We start from the raw sequence: 23,427 nt of genomic DNA, 5'->3' as shown, positions 1-23,427 counted from the left end.
ACCTTGATGTCATATAAGAATTCATTTTTGGTCCCCCTAAATGTTTTGAAGTCATTGTATCGGAAGACTGTTATTTACTTCAACGCATTTTATGTTATGATTCCATTGACTTGAAGGAATGAATGGGGTGCGAAATGGAACTTCTGCAATTGCAATATTTTCTCAGGGTAGCTCGAATGGAACATGTGACGGAAGCGGCACGAAGTCTGCACGTTACTCAGTCATCACTTAGCAAAACGATTCAACGCTTGGAAGAGGATTTAGGGGTCCCTTTATTCGATCGAATAGGGAGGAAGCTGCGATTGAATGAGTTCGGCAGAAGATTCCTTCGCCGTGCAGAAAGGGCTTTGTTTGAATTGGAACAGGGGAAGCAGGAGCTTAGCGATTTATCCAACCCGGAACATGGCACACTCGAATTGGCTGTGACCACTGCAAGCACATTACCCCAAATCCTTCGGGAGTTTCGAAAAAAAAGGCCCTACATCCAATTCCATGTGCAGATGCTGAGCACGCATGAAATGGTTAACCTTTTACACAGAGGAGAGGTTGATTTCTGCTTGTCGTCACCTCCTGTCCAAGGGGAAGATATTGAATGTGAAATCGTGTTCGTTGACCCGATTCTTGTTGCTGTTCCAAAAGGGCATCGCCTGGCAGACCGAAGCAGCGTATCGTTGGCAGAGCTAAGGGATGAATGGTTTGTCGGTGTAAAGAAAGGCTACGGAACTCGTGATTTAGTGGACTCCGTATGCGAATCGGCTGGATTTGTCCCTAAATACGTATATGAAGGGGATGAACCGGCACGGCTAAGCATTCTCGTGGAAGCTGAACTTGGTATAGCCTTCATTCCAAGCACTGCAAGTTATTCAAGTGATCACATTACATTTCTCCAAATAGAGAATGACGAATTTGTACGGGAGATAGCTTTACTATCTCATAGGAGCAGGTATATATCGCGAGCCGCTCTGGACTTCCGTGAGGTTGTTGTTGAATATTTTGGGACGATATCAAAACAGACAATGTAAGCATGTTCAGAGGTGGCTCCCTAAGCGGCAGAGGTCAGAAAAAAAAGCAATCCTAATGGCTTGGGATTGCTTGCGCCTTACATCATTTTTTTTTGTAAACCGTAGGGCTTAAAATTCTTGTGGTCAAGACATTCAAGGCATCTCGTACATCTCGAGCAAAATTCAATGGACGGTCATTCTTTTCAAAATGAATATACCAAAGATTAGGGTTCGTGAATAGCCAGTGGTTGTGTAGTGACGTTACTTTAATGCCATGTCTGCGCAGCCGGGAAATAAAAGGATTTATTTCCGCTGTTAAAATAACAGTTTCCCCTAAACAGAGCGCTCTTCCATCTCTACCGATGAAAATGCCTGGGGAATGGCAAGAAAAGATTTTGATCTTTTCCCTAATATAAGCGGTCGGATGTTATTCCTTACAGAAGAAGCTGTACAAACCCCATTAATAACCATTGGCTGTGCTCTTAGAATAGTAGCAAAGCGTCGACAAAGCGGGCTAACTGCCTTAAACTTATCCCTCCATCTATCAAGATGTTAGTAGTTTATGGAAAGAGGTGCTAATTTTGATAAAGTTATATGACATCGACGTTCAGTCTATTTAAAGCTTAGTAAGTGGAGTTAAAGTTAGGCTGTAGGGAAACGTTTAATGGATTTCGGACTATTAAGAATATTGCATATGTAACATATGTGTTTCGATCCTTTTATTCTTTTTATATTTTCACAGTTGATACATTTCATGCTTAGAGGAACCTCCACTTTAATCTGAAGCTGACCCCACTCGGGGAATGGGGTCAACTTTTTGTTAACGAGAACCCAATTTACTAAGGATGCGCCAAGAAAATGCTGTAGTCGCTGCAATACCAAGTATGCTCACACCGGCAATTGCTGCACGAGAAACTCTTGGATTCTTACGCAACATCAGAAACGCCTCCTAAGGTGAATTTGGACCCAAAGTAAATTGTACCCACTATGGGGTAGATAAATACGAAAATTAAATTAGACAAGGGTGCAATGTCTGTAGACTGGCTGAACAGCTCCGTCAGGGGTCAGCTACACAAACCAGCATCAAGAACAACAGCCACCTTAAAGGATGGCTGTTGCTCTTGATGGAGCCTAGGGGGATGTATGAATCCTTGATTGGACTGGCTGCCGAAGCATACTCGAGGAAGACAACAACGGTCGGTAGATTCAGACGCCGTGCTCGTTCGCTGGAAGCAGATTCGAGGAAGTGACTTCATATGCTGCCTGCGCGCGGACTGAACCCCGGGTCGCCCCCTAGGAGACTCCAAAAAGAAAAACCATCCCGAAGGATGGTTTTTCTTTAATTATGGAGCCTAGGGGGATGTATGAATCCTGATTAAACTGGCTGACGAGGCATACTCGAAGAAGACAACAACGGTCGGTAGATTCAGACGCCGTGCTCGTTCGCTGGAAGCAGATTCGAGGAAGTGACTTCATATGCTGCCTGCGCGCGGACTGAACCCCGGGTTCGCCCCCTAGGAGACTCCAAAAAGAAAAACCATCCCGAAGGATGGTTTTTCTTTAATTATGGAGCCTAGGGGGATCGAACCCCTGACCTCATCGCTGCCAGCGATGCGCTCTCCCAGCTGAGCTAAGGCCCCGTATTGTCCCGACAAGATAAGATTATACATGAAATGTGGGGACGAGGCAAGAGCATTTTTCACTCATAACAACTACCCGGCATCAGCCGGAAACCCCTATAATAAAAGAACGACGAACAGCAGCGAATAGGGGAGGGAATAAACAAATTGGAATCATTACCGCAGCTTCGTACGATCGGAGATGTGATTATTAAACCGGGATTTGTGTTGGAGACGCGAAGCATTCCGGATTATGAACTGGTGTATTTTCCTTCGGCGAACAGGACCGAGTATATCGTTGAGGGAGTTACCTACCGTATGGACCAGCCCTCCTTGATCATCACCAAGCCAGGCGAGAGCCATACATACCGATTTGACCCGTCGGCTCCTGTGAGGCATCTGTTTGCACATTTTGATTTCAGCCGCCTATGCCCGGAAGATGCCAGGTATGGCGTATTGCTCACTCAGCCCACACTGTTGCCCGTGACGCAGCACAGCCTCATTCATGGACTTTTCACTCAAATGCTCCAACTCGCTCATCAGCCCCAAGCGCCGTCTAGAAACCGGAGGCTGTCAGTGCTTTTGCTTGCAGTAATCGAAGAATGGGCGGCACTAAACGAAAACAGTGTATCGATACAGCCGAATCGCCTGCCGGCAGCCATCGCCAAGGCGGTCGCTTTCATGGACAGGCATCTTCTTGAACCGCTTACGATCGAGCAGGTAGCGAAAGAAACGGGATGGACCCATGAGCATTTTAGCAGGAAATTTGCCGAGGTCTATGGAATGACACCTCGCAAGGCGCTGGTGGAGCGGCGAATCCGGAGAGCGGAACAGCTGCTTCTTGCAGAAACTTGGACGATCAAAAGAATCGCATTCGAAACCGGGTTTGCCGATGAACATCATTTTTCCAAAACATTCAAACAATGGAGGGCGCTCAATCCAACCGAATTCCGGAACAAATACGCTGATCCGCTCCTGCGCAACACAGCGACACTGGAAGGATTGGAGCTTCCCTATCCAATGAACCGGATTGTCCAAGTTGAAGAAATACCAACGTAAAATAGGGCGCCATATATCAAAAAAACACATCAATACCCGGGTTCTCTCCATGGCGGGAAACTCCCGTTTCAGTGAAAATAGAATGTAGATCTCAATTGAAATTAGGGAGGGACCGAACGATGCCGGCGTATTTTCCTAAGGCAGTCACCAGGGAAGACCGATATCTGGTCAGTGTGGAACAATATAAGCAGTATCATCGCGACGGTTTTGTGAAAATAGAAGGGTTATTATCAAAAGAAGACATAGCCGCATTATACGAATGGGCTGAGTCCTTACGGCTTGCCGGGGACAAGGCACCAAAGACGGCTGCGGGAGAGAAGGATCCCCTGAAGGCGGAATTCGAAGCGCAAACCCGGGTTCATATGCTGTCCAGACGAGAACAGGTTGCCGAATGGGCGATGCTTCACCCGCGAGTGCTCGATGTTCTTGAGGCGCTTGTAGGCCCGGATTTGTATGCGCTTCAATCCATGTTGTTTTTCAACCCGCCCGGCAAAGGCGGGCAGGGCTGGCACCAGGACGCTTACTATATCCAAACGCATCCGGACACGCTGATCGGGGCCTGGATGGCTCTGGAAGAAGTGGATGAGGAGAACGGCTGTCTTTGGGTGGTTCCGGGTTCGAACCACGAACCAGTATATCCGCCGGTCCACCAAAGCCCCAGCATTCATGCGGACGGTGTTTTCGGCGATTTGCGAAGCGTTGAGAATGTCAGCCATATAGACGATGAGGTCAATACACTTTCCCAGGTCGTTGCCCAATACCCTCCAGCTGTGCCCGTGCCGATGAAGCCGGGGGACATCCTCTTTTTCCATTCGCATCTGTTCCATCGTTCCTACCCCAACAAGACGCAAGACCGTTACCGCCGTTCCTACGTATGCCATTACTGCAACGGACGTTCATGGGTGCCTTGGGATCACGATGGTCCCTATGAAGGGGATTCTGCGAATCATTTGCATATTCTGGCCAGAGGCAGCACGCACCTGCCGTTCGCTGCACCGAAGTTTGGTACTGAGGTGACGCTCTCCTCTCCGGAGGAAGCAGGAGGAACCCTTCGAATGATGGGGATGGAGAACGGAATGATGATGCCGATGGCGGTAACGAAAAAAGAATAAAGCACCCATAAATCAAAACCGCTCATCCCAAGGCGCAGCTGTCTTCCCGCCGTGCATGCAAAACCCCTCCTTGTTGGGTATAATGATAAACAGGAGGGATGTCCCATGAGCGAAACTAACAATAACTATCAAAAAGCCACGTTTGCAGGAGGCTGCTTCTGGTGTATGGTTCAGCCTTTTGAGGAAATGCCGGGCATCATCAGTGTCGTCTCCGGCTACACCGGCGGTACAACCGTTAATCCGACTTACAAAGAGGTCTGTTCCGAAACAACAGGACATTATGAAGCGGTCCAAATCACGTTTGACCCGGAGCTCTTCCCATACACGAAACTGCTGGAACTCTATTGGCAGCAAATTGACCCAACCGATCCGGGCGGCCAGTTCCATGACAGGGGCCAATCGTATAAGACGGCAATTTTCTATCACAATGAAGAACAGCACAAGCAAGCCGAAGCATCCAAAAAGGATCTGCAGGACAGCGGCAAATTCAATGCGCCGATCGTAACCGAAATTAAACCTGCATCCCCGTTCTATGCTGCGGAAGAGTACCATCAAGGGTATCACCGCAAAAACCCGACGCACTACCAGTCCTACCGCCGCGGGTCAGGCCGGGGTGCTTTTATTGAGAAACATTGGGGCGAAGAGGCGGCACATTAACTGATATTCATCAAACTACAATGCGCGAACTCCAAAAAGCCGTTCAGCATGCCCGGGAATGTACAAAGTCCCGAGGTGCCGAACGGCTTTTTTCTTTATGCTGTTATTCCACACCATAAGAACTCCCGTCCCAACGGTACTTGGCGAGTAAGTCCGTATCCATTTCAACCCCGATTCCCGGTCCCCCGGGGATACGAACCTGCCCGTTTACCGGCTGCAAACCGACCAACCCGTTCAGCGGGTTGTCGGTCACGTCCCATTCGACCGGCTCGATACCGCTGCCGGCCATCTTGCTCCACGGCTCCAGGCACGCCTGCGCAAACAGCGCATACAGCCGTGCCAAAGCGCCGTCGAACGTGTGCGGCGACACGCGCACACCGAGATGCCGCGCCGCTCTGAGCACATCGCGGTACGGCTCCAACCCCCCGAGATGCATCGGATCCGGCTGAGCCAGATCCAGCGCATGCGAGTAGAGCATCGGCAGAAACCGATGCACATCCTGGATATTCTCACCGCCGGCGACCGGCACCGGCAAGACCGACCGGAGGTAACGGTATTCCTCCGGCTCCCGGATAGGCATCGGCTCCTCAAACCACAACACATCGTCCCAGGCGCGGAGCTGCCTGGTCCATTCCCGCGCTGCCGCCGCATCATAACTCTGATTGGCGTCCAGCGCCAAGCCCGCGTGCTGTACAGAGGTACTGGCGTCCTGGTTCAGCTCTTTCATCATGTCCAGCAGGCGGCTGATATGCCTCTGGTCCTCCCGGATCGTCTTGCCGCCTACTTTCACTTTTGCAGCGTAGAATCCTTGCTCCATAGCTTTCTCCACCGTTTTCCACGAACGCTGCATCCAGTCCTCATGGCTGCTGTACGACTGAAAGGAAGCATACACCGGAACCGATTCCCTCAGCAGGCCGCCCCAAAGATCGGTAATGTGGAGCCCTGCCTGTTTGGCGGCAATTTCCGTCAGCGCCATATCGACACAAGCCGCGGCCCGCCGCTCCCACCCGGCGATCTTATTGGAATGCTTGGCACGCTCGTAAACGCTGCGGCCGGTTAAATAGGGAATGATACTTTCCTTGAAGCATTGATCCAGCGAAGGCAGCCAGCCGGAGCATTCCCCCCAGCCCTCCAGCCCTTCGTCGGTAATAACACGGATCATGTAAGCAGTCCTGAACTTTTTTAGCCCGTTGGCATCCCCGTATGGCTCCCCGAGCCGATATAACAAGGGATACGTTACTACACGCTCAATCCGCATGAAAAGGCCCTCCCGTTTTCCGAAATAAGGGATATTGTTATCCCCGGTAGAGAGGTTTATGCAAATAACTAGCCCGATAACACCCGCCCAAAACGCAGCTAAATGTGTCCATGTATTGACAGGCTCCTGTAATTTTAGGGAATTTCACAGAAGTCCCTTCTTACTTTTGCCTTTTTTTCTTACGTAGAACTGAATTTGGGTGCCTCAACTATGAAAATACGGTGAAAGCTTTCTTATTGTTCAATTTTTTGTCATAATAATATTGTTGTGGGGAAAGCGCATTTTTAGGTAAAATGAAACTATTGGATGTTGACGAGGAGGACAAGACGCAGATGCACAAGTGGATCTTAGCAACAATACTTTCGGTATTAGTACTGTTCAGTATTGGATTAATGACCTTAGGCTTACCGAAGTCCGAAGAAGCGGAAAGTCCCGAAGAAGCGGCTAACACGCTTAAGATTGTGGCTTCTAACTTCGAATTCGACCAGAAGGAATACAGGGTGAAGGCCGGCGACAAGAAGATTGTGAAACTGCAGAACAAGCGCGGTAAACATGGTGTTGAAATTCAAGGGCTGAACGTGAAGCTGGAAGGCGACAAGCTGGAACAGGAAATTACGTTCGACAAACCGGGTACATATCCTCTTGTTTGCAGCGTGATGTGCGGCGAAGGCCATTTGGAAATGAAATCGGTTCTGATCGTCGAGTAATATAGCCGAAGAAGCCCGCAATGCATGCATTGCGGGCTTTTTATTCTTACATCTATGTTCCGTCAGTTGAACGGCTGCGTCCAACCTGAATGAAGTAGTCGATCACCGCACCCATGACCGTGTAAGACAGAATTGTAGTGATATAGAAGATAGTTAAGCTGACTTTATGCGTATCATAAAAAGCTTCGATGATCCACATAGGAACGCTGAGGTTGAAGAACAGCAAATTGTGCGGATCGTATCCGGACAGATTAATAAGGCACAGAAGTACGCCGAATAAGGTGAACAGGATCGTGTACCGGTATCTTTTTGGCATAAGAAAGCTCCTTGTAGTATGATGGATGCAGTACTTATAGAATGTGCGGTGCCCAAAAATTGTATACCTGATGGAGGAGAGATTGGCATGATTACACATATCGTATGTTTCAAATTGAAGGACCGCAGCCCCGAAGCTGTCGAAGTTACCCGTCAAGTGCTGCTGAACATGGAAGGTAAAATTCCCCAGTTGAAATCGATCGAAGTAGGTGCTGACGTGCTGCATACGGAAAGGTCCTACGATCTCGCTTTAGTAACCAAGTTCGATTCGCTGGAAGACTTGAACGCTTACCAGGTACACCCTGTTCATCAAGAAGTTATAAAGCATATGACCGAAGTGCGCGAAGCTTCCGTTTCCGTGGATTACGAATCTTAAAGAGGGGCTGCGTACACACCGTTATGGATAATCCTAAAGATATGCAGGACGTTTACGAGACTATGACGTTCGTTCTGGTGTTCATTATTGCATTTGTCATCATGATCCCGATCCTTAAGCGACGGGGACGGAAGAAGAAATAAATAGAGATTTGCTTGGAGGGCAGCGCCGTGTATTACGTGAACCGGGAACAAATCGAGAGAAGGCTGGATTTTCTGCCTGCCGTAGCTGAGGCAATGGAGGAACTGAATCGGAGGGAAGGCCCATTCACAGTATTGGAACACTTCGCCCAGGAGCGGACGCTCCATTTGGCCATTGAGGCTGTTACGGATGTAGGGAGTTATATGATCGACGGATTTATTATGCGGGATCCCAGCAGTTATGAAGATATTTTGGATATTCTGCAGGGAGAGGGCGTCTTCCCGGCGGAAGTTCATGCGGTTTTGTACGAATTGGTGAAGCTGAGGAAGCCGCTGGTTCAGTCTTTTTTTGAGTGGGAGAGAGTAGAGCGCCATCCGCTGCTTCCAGTGGTTCCCGGAGTGCTTAGGGCATTTTCGGAAGCCGTAAGGTCTTATATGGACCGGGAGCTGGCGTAGTCTTGACTTTTTCGGCAGCTAATTAGTATACATACATGTTTACTAATTTACTTATCCCATGCAATCCAGTACAATAGGATCATTAAGGCACATAAGGTGATGATCTGATGAACGGATTGCAGGATACATCTACTCGCAAAGTAATTTTGACTTTGTTGAAGACAAAGGGTTCTTTAACGGTGAACGATCTTGCTAAAGAACTGGCGATTACGGAGATGGCGGTGCGCCGTCATATAAATACACTGGAGCGGGACGGGTTAGTGGCCTCCACGGTAATAAGGCAGGCCATGGGGCGTCCGACGAACCAATACATGCTCACGCCTGCTTCCGATGAGCTGTTTCCGAAGAACTACTACGGGCTGACTTTGGACCTGCTGGAGGATTTGGAAGCAGAGGACGGCGGGGCTACGGTAACAAAATTGTTTCAGAGACGAAAAGAGAAGCTTTTGCGCAAATATGAAGGACGCATGGATGGACTCCCGCTGCGCGCCCGTGTAGCGGAACTGGCCGAGATTCAAAATAACGGCGGTTACATGGTCAGTTGGAAGGAAGTGCCGGATGGCGGTTTTGAGCTGCTGGAGCATAACTGTCCGATCGCGAATGTAGCCAACCGTTTTGAGCAGGCCTGCCAGTGCGAGCTGCAGCTGTTTAAGGATTTGCTCGGTGTACCGGTTGAGCGGACGGAGTGCCTGGCCAAGGGCGGAATGAAATGCACTTATGTGATCCAGCAAAACGCGGCAGAATAACTTTTTGAACAGATGAAGGGATCTCAGTATACGCTGAGGTTCTTTTTTTTTTCGTTTGCATGTGTCAAAAGCTCCCGCTGCTGCATTTACTGTCAGTAAGAAAAATGGGCATTCACCCAGAAGAGCAGACGGAAAGGAGGACTCCCGATGACCACCTGGTTATGGGTTTGCAGTGCAGCCATCTTTATCATCGTCATGCTGTATACGCTCCGGGTACTGTTCGTATTCCAGCGGACGCTGATCCGGTTGGATTCTGAAATGAAAAGTGCCATGAGGCAGCTGGAAGCGGTAAGCGGTCAAGCGCAGCAGGTGTTGAAGGAAGCAAAGCATGTCACCTCGGATACGAATCGGAAGCTGAAGGCGCTCGACGGTTTTTTCCATTCGGTGGAGCATACAGGGCAGCTGTTGGAACAAACCGCGTTGGCAGCCAGACAGTTCAGTCATGAGTTGGCCGGATTCTTCACGGGAAGAAGCGGAGCGCGTCCAACCTCTCGTGCAGCCGAATGGTCGGACATCGTACGCAGTGCAGCCATGGTCTGGTTGAACAGGTCAGATGGAGGAAGTCCGCCCGATAAGCACACTGCTGCTTCTGAGGAGGAAGGGCCTGTAACCAAGGGAGAGAAGACACATGTCTAAACGCAAAACATTTTTGGTAGGCACACTGGTAGGAGGCATTATCGGTTCCGTGACGGCACTGCTGTTCGCACCGAAAGCAGGGAAGGAACTTCGCTCGGATATCGCTGATTCGTACAATCAAGCTGCAGAGAAGACGAGAGAAGTGGCAGGGAACGTAAGCCAAAAAACACAATCGATTGCCAAGGAAATCAGTACTACGGCTTCAGAGTGGGTGGACCGCAGCAAACAAGCTGTATCTCAAGCAGCTGAGGAAGTCCGTTCTTGGAGGCGTTCCGGCCAGGACAGTGAGTCTGAGGTTGCTGTTACGCGGGCTGAGGAACTTTCGGATGAGGAGCAATCGAATTAGTTCGTAAAGAAAAACACGGGCCAAGGAGGCCCGTGTTTCATTTTGCTCCGGAGAGGGTATAGATGCTTACTTACCATTTGGACGGATCCAGATCATCCTTTGTAGCGTTCTTCCAAACGTTGAGTACTTCGACTTCATCCGGATGTTCAAATACCAGGAAGGCGCTCGGCAGATAGCGTTCTCCGTGCTCGCTGGAAGGACGGTTGACAATGTGCGGATATTCCAGGGTGCTGCTGCCTTCTGACACTTCCGTAGGGATGTCCTTCATCCCTTCGCCTTCAACCAATACGGTTGAGGAGCCGCCGTCGAGATTGGCGGCAATGACCGCACCTTCATCAAGAAGCAGGTTCTGTATTTCATATAAATTCGTGCCTACGCTGTAGGCAGGCTTACGTCCGTCGATAATGACAAAGATGATGGTGCCGTCGGCTTTCTGAGCCATGACGGTCCGCGGGGCGATTCCCCAGCCGTCGGCGGCATTTCGGACAAGCCCTTTTCCGTTTACAATCAAGCGGGGCTGAAACGTAACGCCTTCTTTAATGCCCATATCCAGCAGTTCTTTCGGTGTATATTTGCCGGCAATCATTTTGCCGTTCTGATCCATACCCACGATTTGTGCTGGCTTCTCCCGGCCGCTGCTGTTAAAGAAAATCTCTCCGTTGGAAATAACAAGGCCGATGGGAACGAAGCCGTTGCCTTTCCAATTCGGGTCCGCAAATCCGCCTGCGTTAATGCCGAGCAGTGCTCCGGTTCGCTTAACCATACTGGACACTTTCTCGCCTTTCCCGGGTTTGGCAGGGACGACTAATCGGATGGATTTGGGGTCTTTAATAAAGACCATATATCCTTTGTAACCGTCACCTGAGATCGGTTTAATCTCGATCGGTTTTACATCGGGTTCAGCAACGGCAGGGGTTTCAATGACATGCGTATCTTTTTCTTCGCCCATTTGGTCCATGATATCGGCATATTCCTTGACTCTGTTGCTTAATCCCTCTTCACCGATCAGATATTTAGCCCAAACTCTGTGCTGGGTTGTGATCAAAGTGTCCGCAGCCAAGTAGCGGAACTCTGAACCGGAGGGCGTCAGGAAGAACCAGGCGGCAAACAAAGAAGAAGCGATGCCTAAAGACAGCAAAGTCCAAAATGTCCATTTCACAAACCGGAGGAACGGATTTCCGGATTTTCTTTTCTTGCGCTTGCCGCGGACATGGGTAGCTGTAGTCTGTAAGGTTGGATTAGTGCTCATTTATAGTAGTTTCCCTTCTAACATTAAGTCGCTTGAGTCTATAAAGAGTGCTTTACCGTAAGACGCATAAAAAAAGAGAAAAGTTTCGAGGAACTTTTCTCCAGCAGGTTGTTTACAATACTTTAGACAGATGGTGTTGGCTGCGCATCAGTTCTTCAAACTGCTCAGGCGGAACCGGTCGGCTGAAAATAAATCCTTGAATTCCGTCACAGCCTTGTTCGATCAGGAAGTTGAGCTGATCTTGCGTCTCAACGCCTTCGGCGAGCGTTTTGATTTTCAGCTGCTTGGACATGGCAATCAAGGCAGTGACAATCGCCATATTGTCTTCATCTCCGGACAGTTCCCGGATGAACGACTGATCGATTTTTAATGTATCCACATCGAATCTCTTTAAATAGCTGAGTGAAGAGTACCCTGTTCCAAAATCGTCAATGGAAATCTGAACACCCATCTGCTTCAGTTTATTCATCGTGTCCATAATGTAAGTGACGTTCTTCATAGCGACATTTTCGGTGATTTCCAGGCACAAGCGATGCGGGTCCAGGCCGGTTTCGGTAAGCGTCTGTTGGACATATTTCACGAAACCAGGCTGGTGAAACTGATTCACCGAGATATTTACCGATACCGTAAGATCCGGATAGCCGGCATCCTGCCACTTCTTGTTCTGGATACACGATTCACGAAGTACCCAATTTCCTATCGGTAGAATCAGCCCGGTTTCCTCAGCCAAAGGAATGAAGTCTGCCGGAGAGATCATTCCTTGCGGATGCTTCCAGCGGACCAACGCTTCCATCCCGGTGATACTTCCGGTTTGCAGATCAACGAGCGGTTGATAGAAAAGTGTGATTTCATTTTTGTCCAATGCTTTACGAAGCTGGTTTTCCAGGTTCAGCTGTTCTAAAGAACGGTGGTTCATCTCCCGGAAATACATCTGGAAGGTGTTGCCGCCTTTTTCTTTGGCCCGGTACATGGCGGTGTCTGCATTTTTGATGAGCGTATCCGCATCCTGCCCGTCGTAAGGGTAAATACTGATGCCCGTGCTGGCCGCGATATATAATTCCTGTTCCAAGTAAAGAAAAGGTTCGTTGAACAAATCGGAGAGACCTTTGGCAAAATTCTTAACTTCATCAATATGAACAAAGTCCGACAGCAGCAAAATAAATTCATCCCCGCTAAATCGGCAGACCATATCTTCCGGGCCAATATAGGCCTTTAACTTGGCTGCGACATACTTCAGCAATTCATCCCCGACATAGTGACCCAGCGTATCATTGACAATCTTAAAACGGTCCAAGTCTATAAAAATAACAGCAAGCAGCTTGCCGGACTCTTTCACTTTCTCAAATTGCTGACCCAGTTTCTTCTGAAATAACAAGCGGTTCGGCAAATCTGTTAAAGAATCATGGTATGCCATGTGAAGAATCTTTTCTTCGGCCTTCTTCTTAGCGGCCACTGCTTGGATCGTGGCGTAGGAGCGGAGAAATTGAGAGTGTTCGTTTTCGGACACTAAGGAACTGATATAAGCTACCGGATCAAAATCCGACTGGCCTTCGGGTACTGCATCGTTGCTGATCTGGAGCATTTGCAGAACTTTTTCGATATGTTCCTTTTGAATGCGGGCAGCGGAAGCCGTCTTGGTTTCCTTGCTGTCGCGATCCCCTAGGTACACGACACCTTTGCGGGAATCATATTCCTTTACATGGTTCATATTTACAATGTTGGTGCTGTCGAGCATACGAAATCCGTCTTCAAACAACCATTCTTCCAGACTGTCGAATGACGTATCGAGATAAAACTGCTGGGTCTTGGTATGGATCAAATAATCCCGGTCGCGGTACATTTCAATCTTCACGACATCGGCTGAATCGATCAGAAGTACTTCGGAACCTCTTCTGCCGTCACGAGTTACGGGGATTCGTTGCAAGTTTCATCAGCTCCGTAAATGAATGGATAAAAGCTGCCACTAAAGTCTTGGCAGCTGAGAAATGAGTTATGTATTTTTATTTTTTAATAGCTCGGTTGGTGTTTCCGGTCGATAATAGAAAAAGGAATTAGTAAATAAGAAAAAAGAACCTATTGCCATAAGAATTATGCTTAAGTACTTCGCAACAACTCTTTTCATAATTTACCTTTCTCCTTTCAAGAAACTTATAGCTACAGTTGCATATCTGGTTATAAAGAAAGCCTGCACACTAAACACTAATGATAGTGTTGAGGATTGAATTGCAAAATTAGAAATAATTATTAGTGAAGCTATAATTTTCAATATAATGTAATACTTACTTTTTATAGAACTATGGTTCTCCAAATTATTTGGAGCTTTAACCAGAAAAACTAAGAGTGATATTGTATTTAAAGTAAGACCGTAATACCAAAAGTCTAATTTAATTAGAGGGATGGCAGACAATATTAAAATGGATGCAATACAACAAGATAGCGAGCTAAAGAAATGAGCACCACCACTGATATATCTTATTATAATGAAAATGAAGAGAACAGAAAATGTTTCCTTTTGGTTTCCTGTGATTGCTCCAAATGTAACTATACATATGGTAGAAATGATAGTATTCAACAATAGTGTAACAGAATAATTTAATGCAGTTTCTGATCCGCCTTCTGGATAGTTTTCTCTAATAAACTTTGTTATTAGTAAAGAAGTCCTATCAATAAAATTCATAATTTTCTTTCAAACTTCTCAGTTAACATTTTCTTATTTTGTTTATAAGAAATTACTATTCCAATTAATAATAAGATAGTCATCATTAATAACACATAAAAATGATAAGAAAGAGTCTTTATTGTTATCGAAACTACCTGTAAAGTTATAATTGCAATTAATAATATACTTGCCAGGATGAAGTTATAGCCTTGTAAGGCATTTTGTAATTGAAAGCGTCGAAGCATAAACATAAACCCAAGCTTCTTATATTGAAGAAACAAATGTAACATTAACATAACAAGAGATGTTATGATAAAAAGCAGACTCTGGTGTAATAATTGTTTATCGATTTCTTCAAAGCTAGAAATTTTCATACCAATCATAGCTAGAGCGACGCCATACTCAATAACGGAACCTGCCAAGAAACCTATAATACATATGAGTAGTGAATATAAAAATGGTAGTTTAAATACTATTAATATTAAAATAAGCTCGCAAACAAGTACGGTAATATATGCATAATCTCTTAAATTAACATAATCCCTTAAATAAAAAGAAACAACAGATAGGCATGTACCAATTAAAAGAATTTTTAAATAATTGAATCTCAATGGAATACGAAATATTGAAAAGGTGAGCATTAATGCAGTGGATAGTTCAATAGAAGATGTGACTATTTTTAATAAGCTAGTTAGAAGAGAGTGCATAAATATTAATCCTTTCGTATGAAGGGCTTATGTAATATTTTATGACAAAAAATGGGTCGCCTACTATAGTAGTAAAGACCTATTTATACCTGGATTTTTATGTAATCTTGACCTTTGTACCCTAGTGTGTGTTTAATCAGTAGTTTAATATACTTATTTAAATGTAACAAGTGGTAATTGTCGAATTGTGGTACAATTTAACGAAAAACATCTATTTGGGAGCTTATCTTATTGAAAAATACATTGTTAATAATATTATTTCTTTTCCTATATTTTGTAACAATTAATAATGATAATAAATTTTTGCTGATATTAATCCCGCCTATTTTTTTAGTAATTTTGGTTTATTTATATAGGAATGATATAAGACAATATAATTATTTAATTTTAGTATCGGACTTTCCGAAAATTAATAAATGGACCTTATTTTTATTGAAATATTGCATTATAATACAGGGATTTACTAATGCTTTTTTTATTATTTTACTTGGGGGATCCCACAGTATATTATCAATCCTCCATCTTTACCCTATTATCCCTTTTTATGCGATAGTGATTTCTCCGTTAATAGAGGAAGTGATTTTTAGGAAAATTATTTTTTTGAATATTAGACGCAAATGGGGATTCTGGAGTGGCGCTATCCTAAGTTCCCTGCTATTCGCAGGCTTACATTTTGACCTAAGGGTTATCCTAGGCCTTTTTCTATCCGGTATACTTTATTGCTGGGTCTATGATAAATTCAAGTCTATTGTTCCGTTGTATATCTCTCATTTGTTATTAAATTTTGTTGTTATATTAATAGCTTCATTAAGAACATAGAAGGTAAATAATTGGAGGATTATAATGTACCTGATTATATAATAATGTGGTACGTGAATTTGAGTTAAAAGATAATGCACAAAAAATAGCTCTTGCTGGAGCAACTATAGCCCCAATATCGACGTTCATCCACTATTATGCATACTCTTACATAACTGTATTACTATTACTCGTGCTTATTGCTGTAATCATATTATACTTTCGCGTAAATATATTGTACTCAAGTTTAATGGCTATTATTGGTATCTTCTTCAGCTGCCCTCCAGAATTATTGGTTGACTGGTACTATGAAAGGTATTGGGAAGAGTTGAAGTATTCTTACCTGTACAATTTAGCGTAATAATCTTGTATGACATTATTGTTATTATTCTAATTAAAAAAGCTGCGTTTAGGCTTCTCTTTTATCCCAGCTCACAAATCTGCTTCTCCCTTAAATATTAAAAAACCAAATATTAAAATCTTTTTAATGTTGCTGTGTGCTATCGTAATATCGTTTTTGGGAGGTCTTGTTACAACGGAAAGAGGGGAAATGTATTTACTTTTTGTTATTTTCTTAGTATTTTTTTCATGAGCATACTTCTTCGTCTGTTTTATATCAAAGATTTAGAAGATTAAAAGTGAGGGATAAATTACTTTGCTTGTCTATCTGGTGGGTTACTTAGTATTGTGGACTGCAATGATCCTAATGACCTTAGTCATTTTTAGATTTAGGATTGAGAAGTACAAAATTCAGATTGTTTTAACAGGATTAACCTTAGCGCCAATTTCCACTTTGATACAATTTCAGGCTTATTCTTTTCTTGGTATCTTACAAATTTCATGTTATGTGATTCTACTCTGGCTTTTTTTAAAAGTGAATATTGGATATGCACTACTTATGGCATGTACCGGATATATACTGTCAGTGATCCCTGACGTATTAACAGATTGGTTCTATGAAGCAGTGTTGGATATTCAGGTTGTGAATGCAGATGTTCAGCGTGTAGCCATTTTGTTATTTAATTTGCTGGTTATATTTATATTTAGAAAATTTAGACTGGGTTTTTCCTTCGTACCTGAACATAAAAGCAATGCTTTAGAGTTAAGAAGCGATAATAAAGGGATTCTTATTTTAATAGGAATTACAATTTTTGTAATTATTATTGGTACCATCTTTGTAACTTCAGAAGCAGGACAAATATATGTCTTGGCGGTCCTAGTTGCCTTGTGTTTAATTTTAAGCGTCATGTTTCGGCTCTACTATGTCAAAGACATGGAAGATTAACTTACTATAGCTAGGTTGATAATAATTCAGTTCTTAGTATAGGGACTTGGACTAAGAATATAGAAGGGAATTAATTACATTGCTTTTCCAACTAATAACCTACCTGATAATTTGGATATCTCTAATGATCATGACGTTAACGATGTTTCGTTTCAACACAAGTAAACTCAAATGGCAAATATTCAGTGCTGGACTAACTTTAGCGCCTATTTCGACTTTAATACATTATAAGGCCTACTCGTTCCTCGCTATATTGCAGATCCTAGCTTTTACTTTTCTAATATGGCTAGTAATTAAAGTGAATATCGGATACGCAGCTATGATGGCAGTAAGTGGTTTCTTCTTGTCAAGCATGCCTGATTTATTTGTGGATTGGTATTATGAGCGAATTCTTGGAATACAGGTGGTAAACGACGTTGTACAACGAGCAGCAGTCTTTATTTTTAATATTTTAGTTATTATTCTTTTTAAACGTTTTCGAATAGGATTTACTTTTATCCCTCAGAGAAGCAACTCCCAGGGGTTTCAAGTTAATGAAGCAAATAATCAAAAGCTTGTAGTATCAATACTGGTAGCTTGTGTTGTTGCACTTATTGGAGCTTTATTTGTTACATCGGAAGCAGGTCAGATTTATTTATTGCTACTTTTATTCTCCATCTGCTTAATCTTAAGCATCATGTTCCGACTCTACTACGTAAAAGAAATGGAGGACTAACATGCTGCTCTACTTAATCTGCTACATAGGCTTGTGGACCGCCACGCTAATTATGACGCTGACCATTTTCAGGTTTAAAGTCGGCAGTTTGAAATGGCAGGTCGGATTGGCAGCGTTGACAATGGCGCCCGTATCAACTTTAATACATTATCACGCTTTCTCGTTTCTAACGATTTTACAAGTCGTATGTTACACGGTTCTACTAATGGTCTTCTTTAAAGTAAATGTAGGATATGCGGCGTTAATGGCTGTAACGGGTTTTTTCTTATCAGGGTTGCCGGATTTGTTCACGGATTGGTATTATGAGAAGGTTTTAGGCATTCAAGTAGTGAACACAATTGCTCAAGTTTCTGCGATTATTGTATTCGATTTGGCCATTGCCTGGTTTTTCCTCAAGTTCCGGCTGGGTTTCTCCTTCATCCCGCAGCATAAGAAGATGGGGCGGCCGGATATAAAAACAGCCAGCTTCAAAGGAATGTTCATTTCCCTTGCGCTGGCTGGGGTAATCGCCGTGATCGGAGCTTTGTATGTTACTTCCGAAGCCGGTCAAAAGAATATCCTGGCCGTCCTGTTCAGTACAAGCATGATCCTAAGCGTACTGTTTAGGCTCTATTACGTGAAAGAGCTGGAGGATTAGTCCAGCGAGAACACGCGGATCAAGCTGCGCTTAGCAGGTCTGATATGAAGTTCCACTGTTTGGTCATTATTTACCGCAATCGATCGGGTGATCAGGTTGCGGTATTTCTTTTGTTTAATCAAGGAGATCGTCACATACAATTTATGATCCCGGTCAAAGTAGAGAAGTCCGTCTTTCTCATTCTCTTCTACGACCCGGTACACATTGGCATATAGATGGCGGTCGGTCTTTATGAAGCCCGAATCATCCAAAGTCTCCAGAAACTCACCGAATTCAGCCAGAGAATCGATCTTATTCTTGTATTTCTTATCAAGCGTATGGAAGGTGACGTAATCGTCGTCCACTTCAATGTAGCATACATCCTGCAGGTCCATCTGGACCAGCGGCTTATTGAAGAGGGAGGCTTGTTCCTCCTTGATATACCCTGCTTTGATCATTAAATGCTCGTATGGATAATTATAAGCTTCTGACAGCTTCTTCAAGGTGTCGGGGGAAGGCTTGATGTAATCACCGTTCTTAGCGTTGCTCTTGTTCTTCTCCAAATCGCGGATATACACGTGGCTAAGGCCGCAGCGCTTAGCCGCTTCGCGAAGAGACATCGAGCCTCTTAAATGTTCCAGAAAGTTACCTAATGTTTCCATTATTTACGACCTCCTCTTACTATCTACTTTACCACAAAAATGGTAATCTAGCTAAATGAATTGACGTTCTGTAAACCGGAGTTTACAATAGAGGTGCTTAAACATTTTAACAATAATGCGGGAAGGTGTCTACTTTGGCCACAATCATACCGTTCAACTTACAGAAGGCTAAGGGAAGGACTGCAGATTCTTCTCATTGGGACAGCCCGAATCATGTGTACAAAGGATATCCATACCTGGCTCCAGGCCTGCCGCTGCGTTCCGACATGCAATGGTATACGGACCCTCAGCGGCATTTTGGCACCTGGGTAGTCAATGCTTCACCTTATCCGATCGAGTTCAATGGTTATCAATACGGCTGGTCCGGCTTGGTGTATAAGTCTACGGCACCTGTATATGAAAGCGCGAATGTCCCGTCTCTTCTAATGCGTAAACACCTTGCATGGATTGTGGATCTGGAAGGGTACGGACAATACGGAATCGTTGAGGAGAACGGTACGTTATGGGTACCTTCCGTCCGGCCGGAGGGCTGGATGCCCCCCGAAGAACAATAGAACGTCATCTTCTTGGGAAGATGGCGTTTATTTTTTGCCGGAACCCTGCAAGGAGGCACGGTATTCCGAAGGGGAGCATCCGTTCCATTTTTTGAACTGCTTGGAAAAATACAGCGGGTCCGTGAAGCCTACGGAAGATGCGACCTGATCGATGGTCAGTCTTTCCCCAAGCAGCTTTTGGGCACGCTCCATGCGCACTTTCAGCAAGTAATTCATAGGTGATAGCCCGGTGTATTGTTTGAACATTTTGGACAAGTGGGTGCGGTGATAGCCGAGCGTCTTAGCCATGTTCTCAATCGAGATAGGCTGGTAATACTGAAGTGTGATCCAACGGATAGCTTGTTCGACCTGTTGTTGAATCATCGTAGCCGGAGGAACCGCTCCCTGCGGGGAATTTCCGTTGCTCGCTCCGTATTCTCCCAGCAGCAGCCTCAGATACCCGCCCGCCTCCAAATCCGTATAATTTCCGCCTTGCTGAAGCGTGTGGATGATCCGTGTGAAGTATAACTGCATTTTTCTAAGGTTCCGCGCTGTTACGACCGGCCGGTGAACACTTATATCCATTCCTAGCAGAAGTTCCTCCGCTGCCGCCCCCCGAAAGGCAATCCAGGTATATTTCCAGGGATCGTCGTAATCCGCCTGATAATAGACAAGATCACCCGGCAAAATGAAAAAGCTGTCGCCCGCGGACAATGCATAATCCTTACCGAGATTATGAAAGATCCCTTTACCCGACATTACAAGGTGCACAATGATGTAATCATGGACAACCGGCCCGAATTTATGTGAGGGCTCGGTTTGCGCCCAGCCGCTGAACAGGACGCTGAGCTCCCCTTGGGAAGGGGACGGGTTGGACGCAAACGTATCCTGAATATGACCGTGATCTGCCAAAACCTCAATTCCTCTCCCGTTAAATTTAACTACATTTCTCCATATATAACATGTTTTCCTCCATATCTCAAATGGTTTTGGGCTGTTACTATGAGGATGAGAAAAGTAAGCGTTTAACCTTAGATGAACCGGGAGGATGCGTAATGTCCAAAATTACATTTTTAGGTGCCGGAAGTACAGTTTTTGCCAAAAACCTGCTGGGTGACTGTATGCAGACACCTGCTTTGCAAGGTTTTGAGATTGCAATCTTCGATATCGATGCTGAGCGTCTGCGCGACTCAGAACTTATGCTGAACAATATTAAACACACTTCAGGCAGCACCTGCACGGTCCGTTCCTATGACAACCGCAAAGAAGCACTTCGTGGAGCCAAGTATGTAGTAAACGCGATTCAGGTAGGCGGATATGACCCATGTACCATCACCGATTTCGAAATTCCTAAACGCTACGGCCTGCGTCAGACCATTGCAGATACGGTAGGAATCGGGGGCATTTTCCGTAACTTGCGTACGATTCCGGTGATGCTGGATTTTGCACGCGACATTCAGGAAGTGGCTCCGGGCGCTTTGTTCCTGAACTACACGAATCCGATGGCGGTCCTTACCAATGTGATGAATACCTACGGCGGCGTGAAAACTGTCGGACTATGCCACAGCGTTCAAGCCTGCGTGCCTGATATGTTCAAAAATTTGGGACTGGATCCGGCTGGTGTGCAGTGGAAGATTGCAGGTATCAATCATATGGCCTGGCTGCTCGAAGTGACGAAGAACGGGCAGGATCTGTACCCTGAAATTAAGCGCCGCGCTGCAGAGAAGCAGAAGGAGAAGCACCATGATATGGTCCGCTTCGAGATGATGCTGAAATTCGGCTATTATATTACGGAGTCTTCCGAACATAACGCAGAGTACCACCCGTATTTCATCAAAAAGAACTATCCGGAGCTGATCGAACGCTTCAACATTCCTTTGGATGAATACCCGCGCCGCTGTATCGATCAAATCGAAGGCTGGAAGAAAATGCGCGACGAGCTGGTTAACGACCGCAATCTGGAGCATAAACGCACGCATGAGTATGCATCTTATATCTTTGAAGCGATTGAGACAAATCAGCCTTTCAAAATCGGCGGCAACGTCATGAATACTGGCTTGATTACCAACCTTCCGAAAGAAGCCTGCGTTGAGGTGCCATGCCTTGTTGACGCAAGCGGCGTGACGCCGACTTATGTAGGCGATCTGCCTCCTCAGCTGGCCGCTTTGAACCGTACCAACATTAATACTCAGCTGCTGACGATTGAGGCGGCGATTACGGGCAAGAAAGAGCATATTTATCATGCAGCGATGCTGGATCCGCATACGGCGGCCGAGTTGTCGATGGACGATATCGTTTCGCTGTGCGACGAGCTGATCGAGGCGCACGGAAGCTGGCTGCCGGCGTACAAATAAGACGGCACAAGAAGAAAGCCATCGGAATTCCCGGAAGGGAGGTTCGATGGCTTTCCCATGTTTACGGCGGGCGTTACCCGTTTACGATCTCGCCGCCGTTAATGTGCAGAATCTGTCCGGCCATGTAGGACGAGTCGCTGGAAGCGAGGAACACGTAAGCGGGTCCAAGTTCCTCCGGGCGTCCCGGACGCTTCATCGGCGTAGTGCCGCCGAATTCCGATACCTGCTTCTCATCGAAGGTCGAAGGGATGAGCGGCGTCCAGATCGGGCCGGGTGCGATCCCGTTGACACGGATTCCCCGTTCGATCAGGGATCCGGATAAGGAGCGCGTAAAGGCTACAATCGCGCCTTTCGTCGAAGAATAATCGAGCAGCTGCGGACTGCCTTTATAAGCTGTGATGGAAGTGGTATTGATTATGCTGGAACCTTCCTTCAAATGAGGCAGTGCAGCCTTGGTAAGATAAAACATGGAGAAGATGTTCGTACGGAATGTTTTCTCAAGCTGATCTTGAGTAATGTCTTCAATGCTCTTCTGCGGATGCTGCTCCGCTGCATTGTTGACCAGAATGTCCAGCTTTCCGAATTCATCTACTGTCTTTTGGACAGCTTGCTTACAGAACTGCTCATCTCCGATATCGCCGGCAAGTAACAGGCATTTGGCGCCCTCTGCTTCAATCAATCGCTTGGTCTCTTCCGCGTCCCCGTTTTCATCCAGGTACACAACAGCTACATTCGCTCCCTCTGCAGCATAGCATACGGCTGCAGAACGGCCGATTCCGCTGTCTCCGCCGGTAATCAGGGCTACTTTCCCCTGCAGCTTTCCGCTGCCCTTATATTTTTCAGAAATAGCATCCGGCTTTGGTGTCATGTCGCTTTGAAGCCCCGGCTGCCGCTCCTGATGCTGCGGAGGCAGCGTTTGGGTACTGGAACTGGAATTGTTGGATGAACTCATGTTAGTTAACACTCCTTCCTAATTTTCCCCGTTTAGGTTGCGTTCCTTTTTGCTGAATTATGTGGGACTTGTTTCAGGGTGATCCTGATTCCACTTTTTGGCTTGTGCCGTAGCAATTGCGATCGCTTGTCCTTCCTCATACCCTTCCTTCAGCAGGGCATTGGCAATATCCACGGCTTTCATGCGGACCCGTTCCTCCATGTTTTTCATAGATTCGGGATAATCCCCCTTACGCCAAGGCATTGTTTACACCTCCCGCCAGATAAGGTTTCACTTCCTATTTAGCCGAATGCTTCCGTTGTGAATCAGCCTCGTCAAACTTGCTTTGCGCGGAACGAAGATTTAGAATAGTAGAGTTCCTATCCTAGGCCGGGCATTGGAAAGGCCGGAAATAGGAGGAAACGGGGCACCTGCCCTGGTACCTTTGCTACTTGAAGTTCATATTTTAAAATGTAGTGAAGAAAGAGAC

Annotated in this window: 28 protein-coding genes and 1 tRNA gene; 16 read left to right on the top strand and 13 right to left on the bottom strand. The window is 45.7% G+C overall.

Annotation, left to right across the window (positions count from 1 at the left end):
* Positions 1-134 precede the first annotated feature (134 nt).
* Positions 135-1,022 (top strand): LysR family transcriptional regulator, encoded by an 888-nt coding sequence (locus ACFSUF_RS12970; RefSeq protein WP_377603333.1) that lies wholly within the window; start codon positions 135-137, stop codon positions 1,020-1,022.
* 82 nt (positions 1,023-1,104) lie between these two features.
* Here ACFSUF_RS12970 and ACFSUF_RS12965 read toward each other — a convergent pair whose 3' ends face one another.
* The gene (locus tag ACFSUF_RS12965; RefSeq protein WP_377603881.1) at positions 1,105-1,308 is read right to left on the bottom strand and encodes a DUF1259 domain-containing protein; all 204 of its coding nucleotides are present in this window, start codon (positions 1,306-1,308) and stop codon (positions 1,105-1,107) included.
* Between the two features lie 1,260 nt (positions 1,309-2,568).
* Positions 2,569-2,641 (bottom strand) — tRNA-Ala (locus ACFSUF_RS12960).
* A 147-nt stretch (positions 2,642-2,788) separates the two neighbouring features.
* Here ACFSUF_RS12960 and ACFSUF_RS12955 point away from each other — a divergent pair.
* From ACFSUF_RS12955 to msrA, 3 genes are all read left to right on the top strand, one after another.
* Positions 2,789-3,679, top strand: a complete 891-nt coding sequence (locus ACFSUF_RS12955) for an AraC family transcriptional regulator (RefSeq protein WP_377603332.1) — start codon at positions 2,789-2,791, stop codon at positions 3,677-3,679.
* A gap of 119 nt (positions 3,680-3,798) precedes the next feature.
* On the top strand, positions 3,799-4,791 hold the full coding sequence (locus ACFSUF_RS12950) for a phytanoyl-CoA dioxygenase family protein (protein ID WP_377603331.1): 993 nt from the start codon (positions 3,799-3,801) through the stop codon (positions 4,789-4,791).
* Between the two features lie 105 nt (positions 4,792-4,896).
* Positions 4,897-5,448 (top strand): peptide-methionine (S)-S-oxide reductase MsrA, encoded by a 552-nt coding sequence (gene msrA, locus ACFSUF_RS12945; protein WP_377603330.1) that lies wholly within the window; start codon positions 4,897-4,899, stop codon positions 5,446-5,448.
* 103 nt (positions 5,449-5,551) lie between these two features.
* On the opposite strand, the gene ACFSUF_RS12940 is transcribed toward msrA, so the two are convergent.
* Positions 5,552-6,706, bottom strand: coding sequence for a mandelate racemase/muconate lactonizing enzyme family protein (locus ACFSUF_RS12940; protein WP_377603329.1), 1,155 nt, complete (start codon positions 6,704-6,706; stop codon positions 5,552-5,554).
* Between the two features lie 332 nt (positions 6,707-7,038).
* On the opposite strand from ACFSUF_RS12940, the gene ACFSUF_RS12935 reads away from it, so the two are divergent.
* A complete protein-coding gene (locus ACFSUF_RS12935) occupies positions 7,039-7,413 on the top strand; it encodes a cytochrome C oxidase subunit II (RefSeq protein WP_377603328.1) in 375 nt (124 codons plus the stop codon).
* 52 nt (positions 7,414-7,465) lie between these two features.
* On the opposite strand, the gene ACFSUF_RS12930 is transcribed toward ACFSUF_RS12935, so the two are convergent.
* A complete protein-coding gene (locus ACFSUF_RS12930) occupies positions 7,466-7,729 on the bottom strand; it encodes a hypothetical protein (RefSeq protein WP_377603327.1) in 264 nt (87 codons plus the stop codon).
* A gap of 87 nt (positions 7,730-7,816) precedes the next feature.
* Here ACFSUF_RS12930 and ACFSUF_RS12925 point away from each other — a divergent pair, with 87 nt between their 5' ends.
* The 5 genes from ACFSUF_RS12925 to ACFSUF_RS12905 all read left to right on the top strand — a co-directional run bounded on the left by ACFSUF_RS12925 (position 7,817) and on the right by ACFSUF_RS12905 (position 10,428).
* Positions 7,817-8,104 (top strand): Dabb family protein, encoded by a 288-nt coding sequence (locus ACFSUF_RS12925; RefSeq protein ID WP_377603326.1) that lies wholly within the window; start codon positions 7,817-7,819, stop codon positions 8,102-8,104.
* Positions 8,105-8,274: 170 nt separating this feature from the next.
* A complete protein-coding gene (locus ACFSUF_RS12920; RefSeq protein WP_377603325.1) occupies positions 8,275-8,700 on the top strand; it encodes a DUF86 domain-containing protein in 426 nt (141 codons plus the stop codon).
* 107 nt (positions 8,701-8,807) lie between these two features.
* Entirely contained in the window at positions 8,808-9,446 is a 639-nt protein-coding gene (locus tag ACFSUF_RS12915; RefSeq protein ID WP_377603324.1) for a helix-turn-helix transcriptional regulator, read from the top strand.
* A gap of 147 nt (positions 9,447-9,593) precedes the next feature.
* On the top strand, positions 9,594-10,082 hold the full coding sequence (locus tag ACFSUF_RS12910; protein WP_377603323.1) for a DUF948 domain-containing protein: 489 nt from the start codon (positions 9,594-9,596) through the stop codon (positions 10,080-10,082).
* Positions 10,075-10,428, top strand: a complete 354-nt coding sequence (locus ACFSUF_RS12905; protein WP_377603322.1) for a YtxH domain-containing protein — start codon at positions 10,075-10,077, stop codon at positions 10,426-10,428. The genes ACFSUF_RS12910 and ACFSUF_RS12905 overlap by 8 nt, the downstream gene beginning before the upstream one ends.
* A 70-nt stretch (positions 10,429-10,498) precedes the next feature.
* On the opposite strand, the gene ACFSUF_RS12900 is transcribed toward ACFSUF_RS12905, so the two are convergent.
* The 5 genes from ACFSUF_RS12900 to ACFSUF_RS12880 form a co-directional block, all read right to left on the bottom strand.
* Positions 10,499-11,677: a phosphodiester glycosidase family protein gene (locus ACFSUF_RS12900; RefSeq protein WP_377603321.1), complete on the bottom strand. Its 1,179-nt coding sequence runs from the start codon at positions 11,675-11,677 to the stop codon at positions 10,499-10,501.
* Positions 11,678-11,789: 112 nt separating this feature from the next.
* The gene (locus tag ACFSUF_RS12895; RefSeq protein WP_377603320.1) at positions 11,790-13,601 is read right to left on the bottom strand and encodes a putative bifunctional diguanylate cyclase/phosphodiesterase; all 1,812 of its coding nucleotides are present in this window, start codon (positions 13,599-13,601) and stop codon (positions 11,790-11,792) included.
* Positions 13,602-13,667: 66 nt separating this feature from the next.
* The gene (locus ACFSUF_RS12890; RefSeq protein WP_377603319.1) at positions 13,668-13,799 is read right to left on the bottom strand and encodes a cyclic lactone autoinducer peptide; all 132 of its coding nucleotides are present in this window, start codon (positions 13,797-13,799) and stop codon (positions 13,668-13,670) included.
* Between the two features lie 3 nt (positions 13,800-13,802).
* A complete protein-coding gene (locus ACFSUF_RS12885) occupies positions 13,803-14,354 on the bottom strand; it encodes an accessory gene regulator B family protein (protein WP_377603318.1) in 552 nt (183 codons plus the stop codon).
* Positions 14,351-15,043, bottom strand: a complete 693-nt coding sequence (locus tag ACFSUF_RS12880) for a hypothetical protein (protein ID WP_377603317.1) — start codon at positions 15,041-15,043, stop codon at positions 14,351-14,353. Before ACFSUF_RS12880 ends, ACFSUF_RS12885 begins: the two co-directional genes overlap by 4 nt.
* 231 nt (positions 15,044-15,274) lie before the next feature.
* On the opposite strand from ACFSUF_RS12880, the gene ACFSUF_RS12875 reads away from it, so the two are divergent.
* From ACFSUF_RS12875 to ACFSUF_RS12860, 4 genes are all read left to right on the top strand, one after another.
* The gene (locus ACFSUF_RS12875; RefSeq protein ID WP_377603316.1) at positions 15,275-15,862 is read left to right on the top strand and encodes a CPBP family intramembrane glutamic endopeptidase; all 588 of its coding nucleotides are present in this window, start codon (positions 15,275-15,277) and stop codon (positions 15,860-15,862) included.
* A gap of 634 nt (positions 15,863-16,496) precedes the next feature.
* Complete coding sequence (locus tag ACFSUF_RS12870) at positions 16,497-17,126, top strand: hypothetical protein (RefSeq protein WP_377603315.1); 630 nt, start codon at positions 16,497-16,499, stop codon at positions 17,124-17,126.
* 124 nt (positions 17,127-17,250) lie between these two features.
* Positions 17,251-17,841 carry a hypothetical protein gene (locus tag ACFSUF_RS12865; protein ID WP_377603314.1) on the top strand — a complete coding sequence of 197 codons (591 nt, stop codon included), beginning with the start codon at positions 17,251-17,253 and terminating at the stop codon, positions 17,839-17,841.
* A gap of 1 nt (position 17,842) precedes the next feature.
* On the top strand, positions 17,843-18,478 hold the full coding sequence (locus ACFSUF_RS12860; RefSeq protein WP_377603313.1) for a hypothetical protein: 636 nt from the start codon (positions 17,843-17,845) through the stop codon (positions 18,476-18,478).
* On the opposite strand, the gene ACFSUF_RS12855 is transcribed toward ACFSUF_RS12860, so the two are convergent.
* Positions 18,475-19,119 (bottom strand): LytTR family transcriptional regulator DNA-binding domain-containing protein, encoded by a 645-nt coding sequence (locus ACFSUF_RS12855; protein WP_377603312.1) that lies wholly within the window; start codon positions 19,117-19,119, stop codon positions 18,475-18,477. The genes ACFSUF_RS12860 and ACFSUF_RS12855 overlap by 4 nt on opposite strands.
* Before the next feature lie 134 nt (positions 19,120-19,253).
* On the opposite strand from ACFSUF_RS12855, the gene ACFSUF_RS12850 reads away from it, so the two are divergent.
* Positions 19,254-19,673 carry a hypothetical protein gene (locus ACFSUF_RS12850; protein ID WP_377603311.1) on the top strand — a complete coding sequence of 140 codons (420 nt, stop codon included), beginning with the start codon at positions 19,254-19,256 and terminating at the stop codon, positions 19,671-19,673.
* A 27-nt stretch (positions 19,674-19,700) separates the two neighbouring features.
* On the opposite strand, the gene ACFSUF_RS12845 is transcribed toward ACFSUF_RS12850, so the two are convergent.
* A complete protein-coding gene (locus ACFSUF_RS12845) occupies positions 19,701-20,564 on the bottom strand; it encodes an AraC family transcriptional regulator (RefSeq protein WP_377603310.1) in 864 nt (287 codons plus the stop codon).
* 143 nt (positions 20,565-20,707) lie between these two features.
* Between ACFSUF_RS12845 and melA the strand changes: the two genes are divergently transcribed.
* Complete coding sequence (gene melA, locus ACFSUF_RS12840; protein ID WP_377603309.1) at positions 20,708-22,006, top strand: alpha-glucosidase/alpha-galactosidase; 1,299 nt, start codon at positions 20,708-20,710, stop codon at positions 22,004-22,006.
* 73 nt (positions 22,007-22,079) lie between these two features.
* Here the strand turns inward: melA and ACFSUF_RS12835 are convergent, their stop codons facing one another.
* Together ACFSUF_RS12835 and ACFSUF_RS12830 are read right to left on the bottom strand one after the other, a co-directional pair.
* A complete protein-coding gene (locus ACFSUF_RS12835; protein ID WP_377603308.1) occupies positions 22,080-22,958 on the bottom strand; it encodes an SDR family oxidoreductase in 879 nt (292 codons plus the stop codon).
* Between the two features lie 57 nt (positions 22,959-23,015).
* Positions 23,016-23,201: a hypothetical protein gene (locus ACFSUF_RS12830; protein ID WP_377603307.1), complete on the bottom strand. Its 186-nt coding sequence runs from the start codon at positions 23,199-23,201 to the stop codon at positions 23,016-23,018.
* Positions 23,202-23,427: the final 226 nt, after the last annotated feature.

This window comes from Paenibacillus gansuensis (genome assembly GCF_042684925.1).
GTDB lineage: Bacteria > Bacillota > Bacilli > Paenibacillales > DY6 > Paenibacillus_N > Paenibacillus_N gansuensis.
The sequence above is the reverse complement of the archived record's forward strand: the minus strand, read 5'-3'. Positions and strand labels throughout refer to the sequence as shown.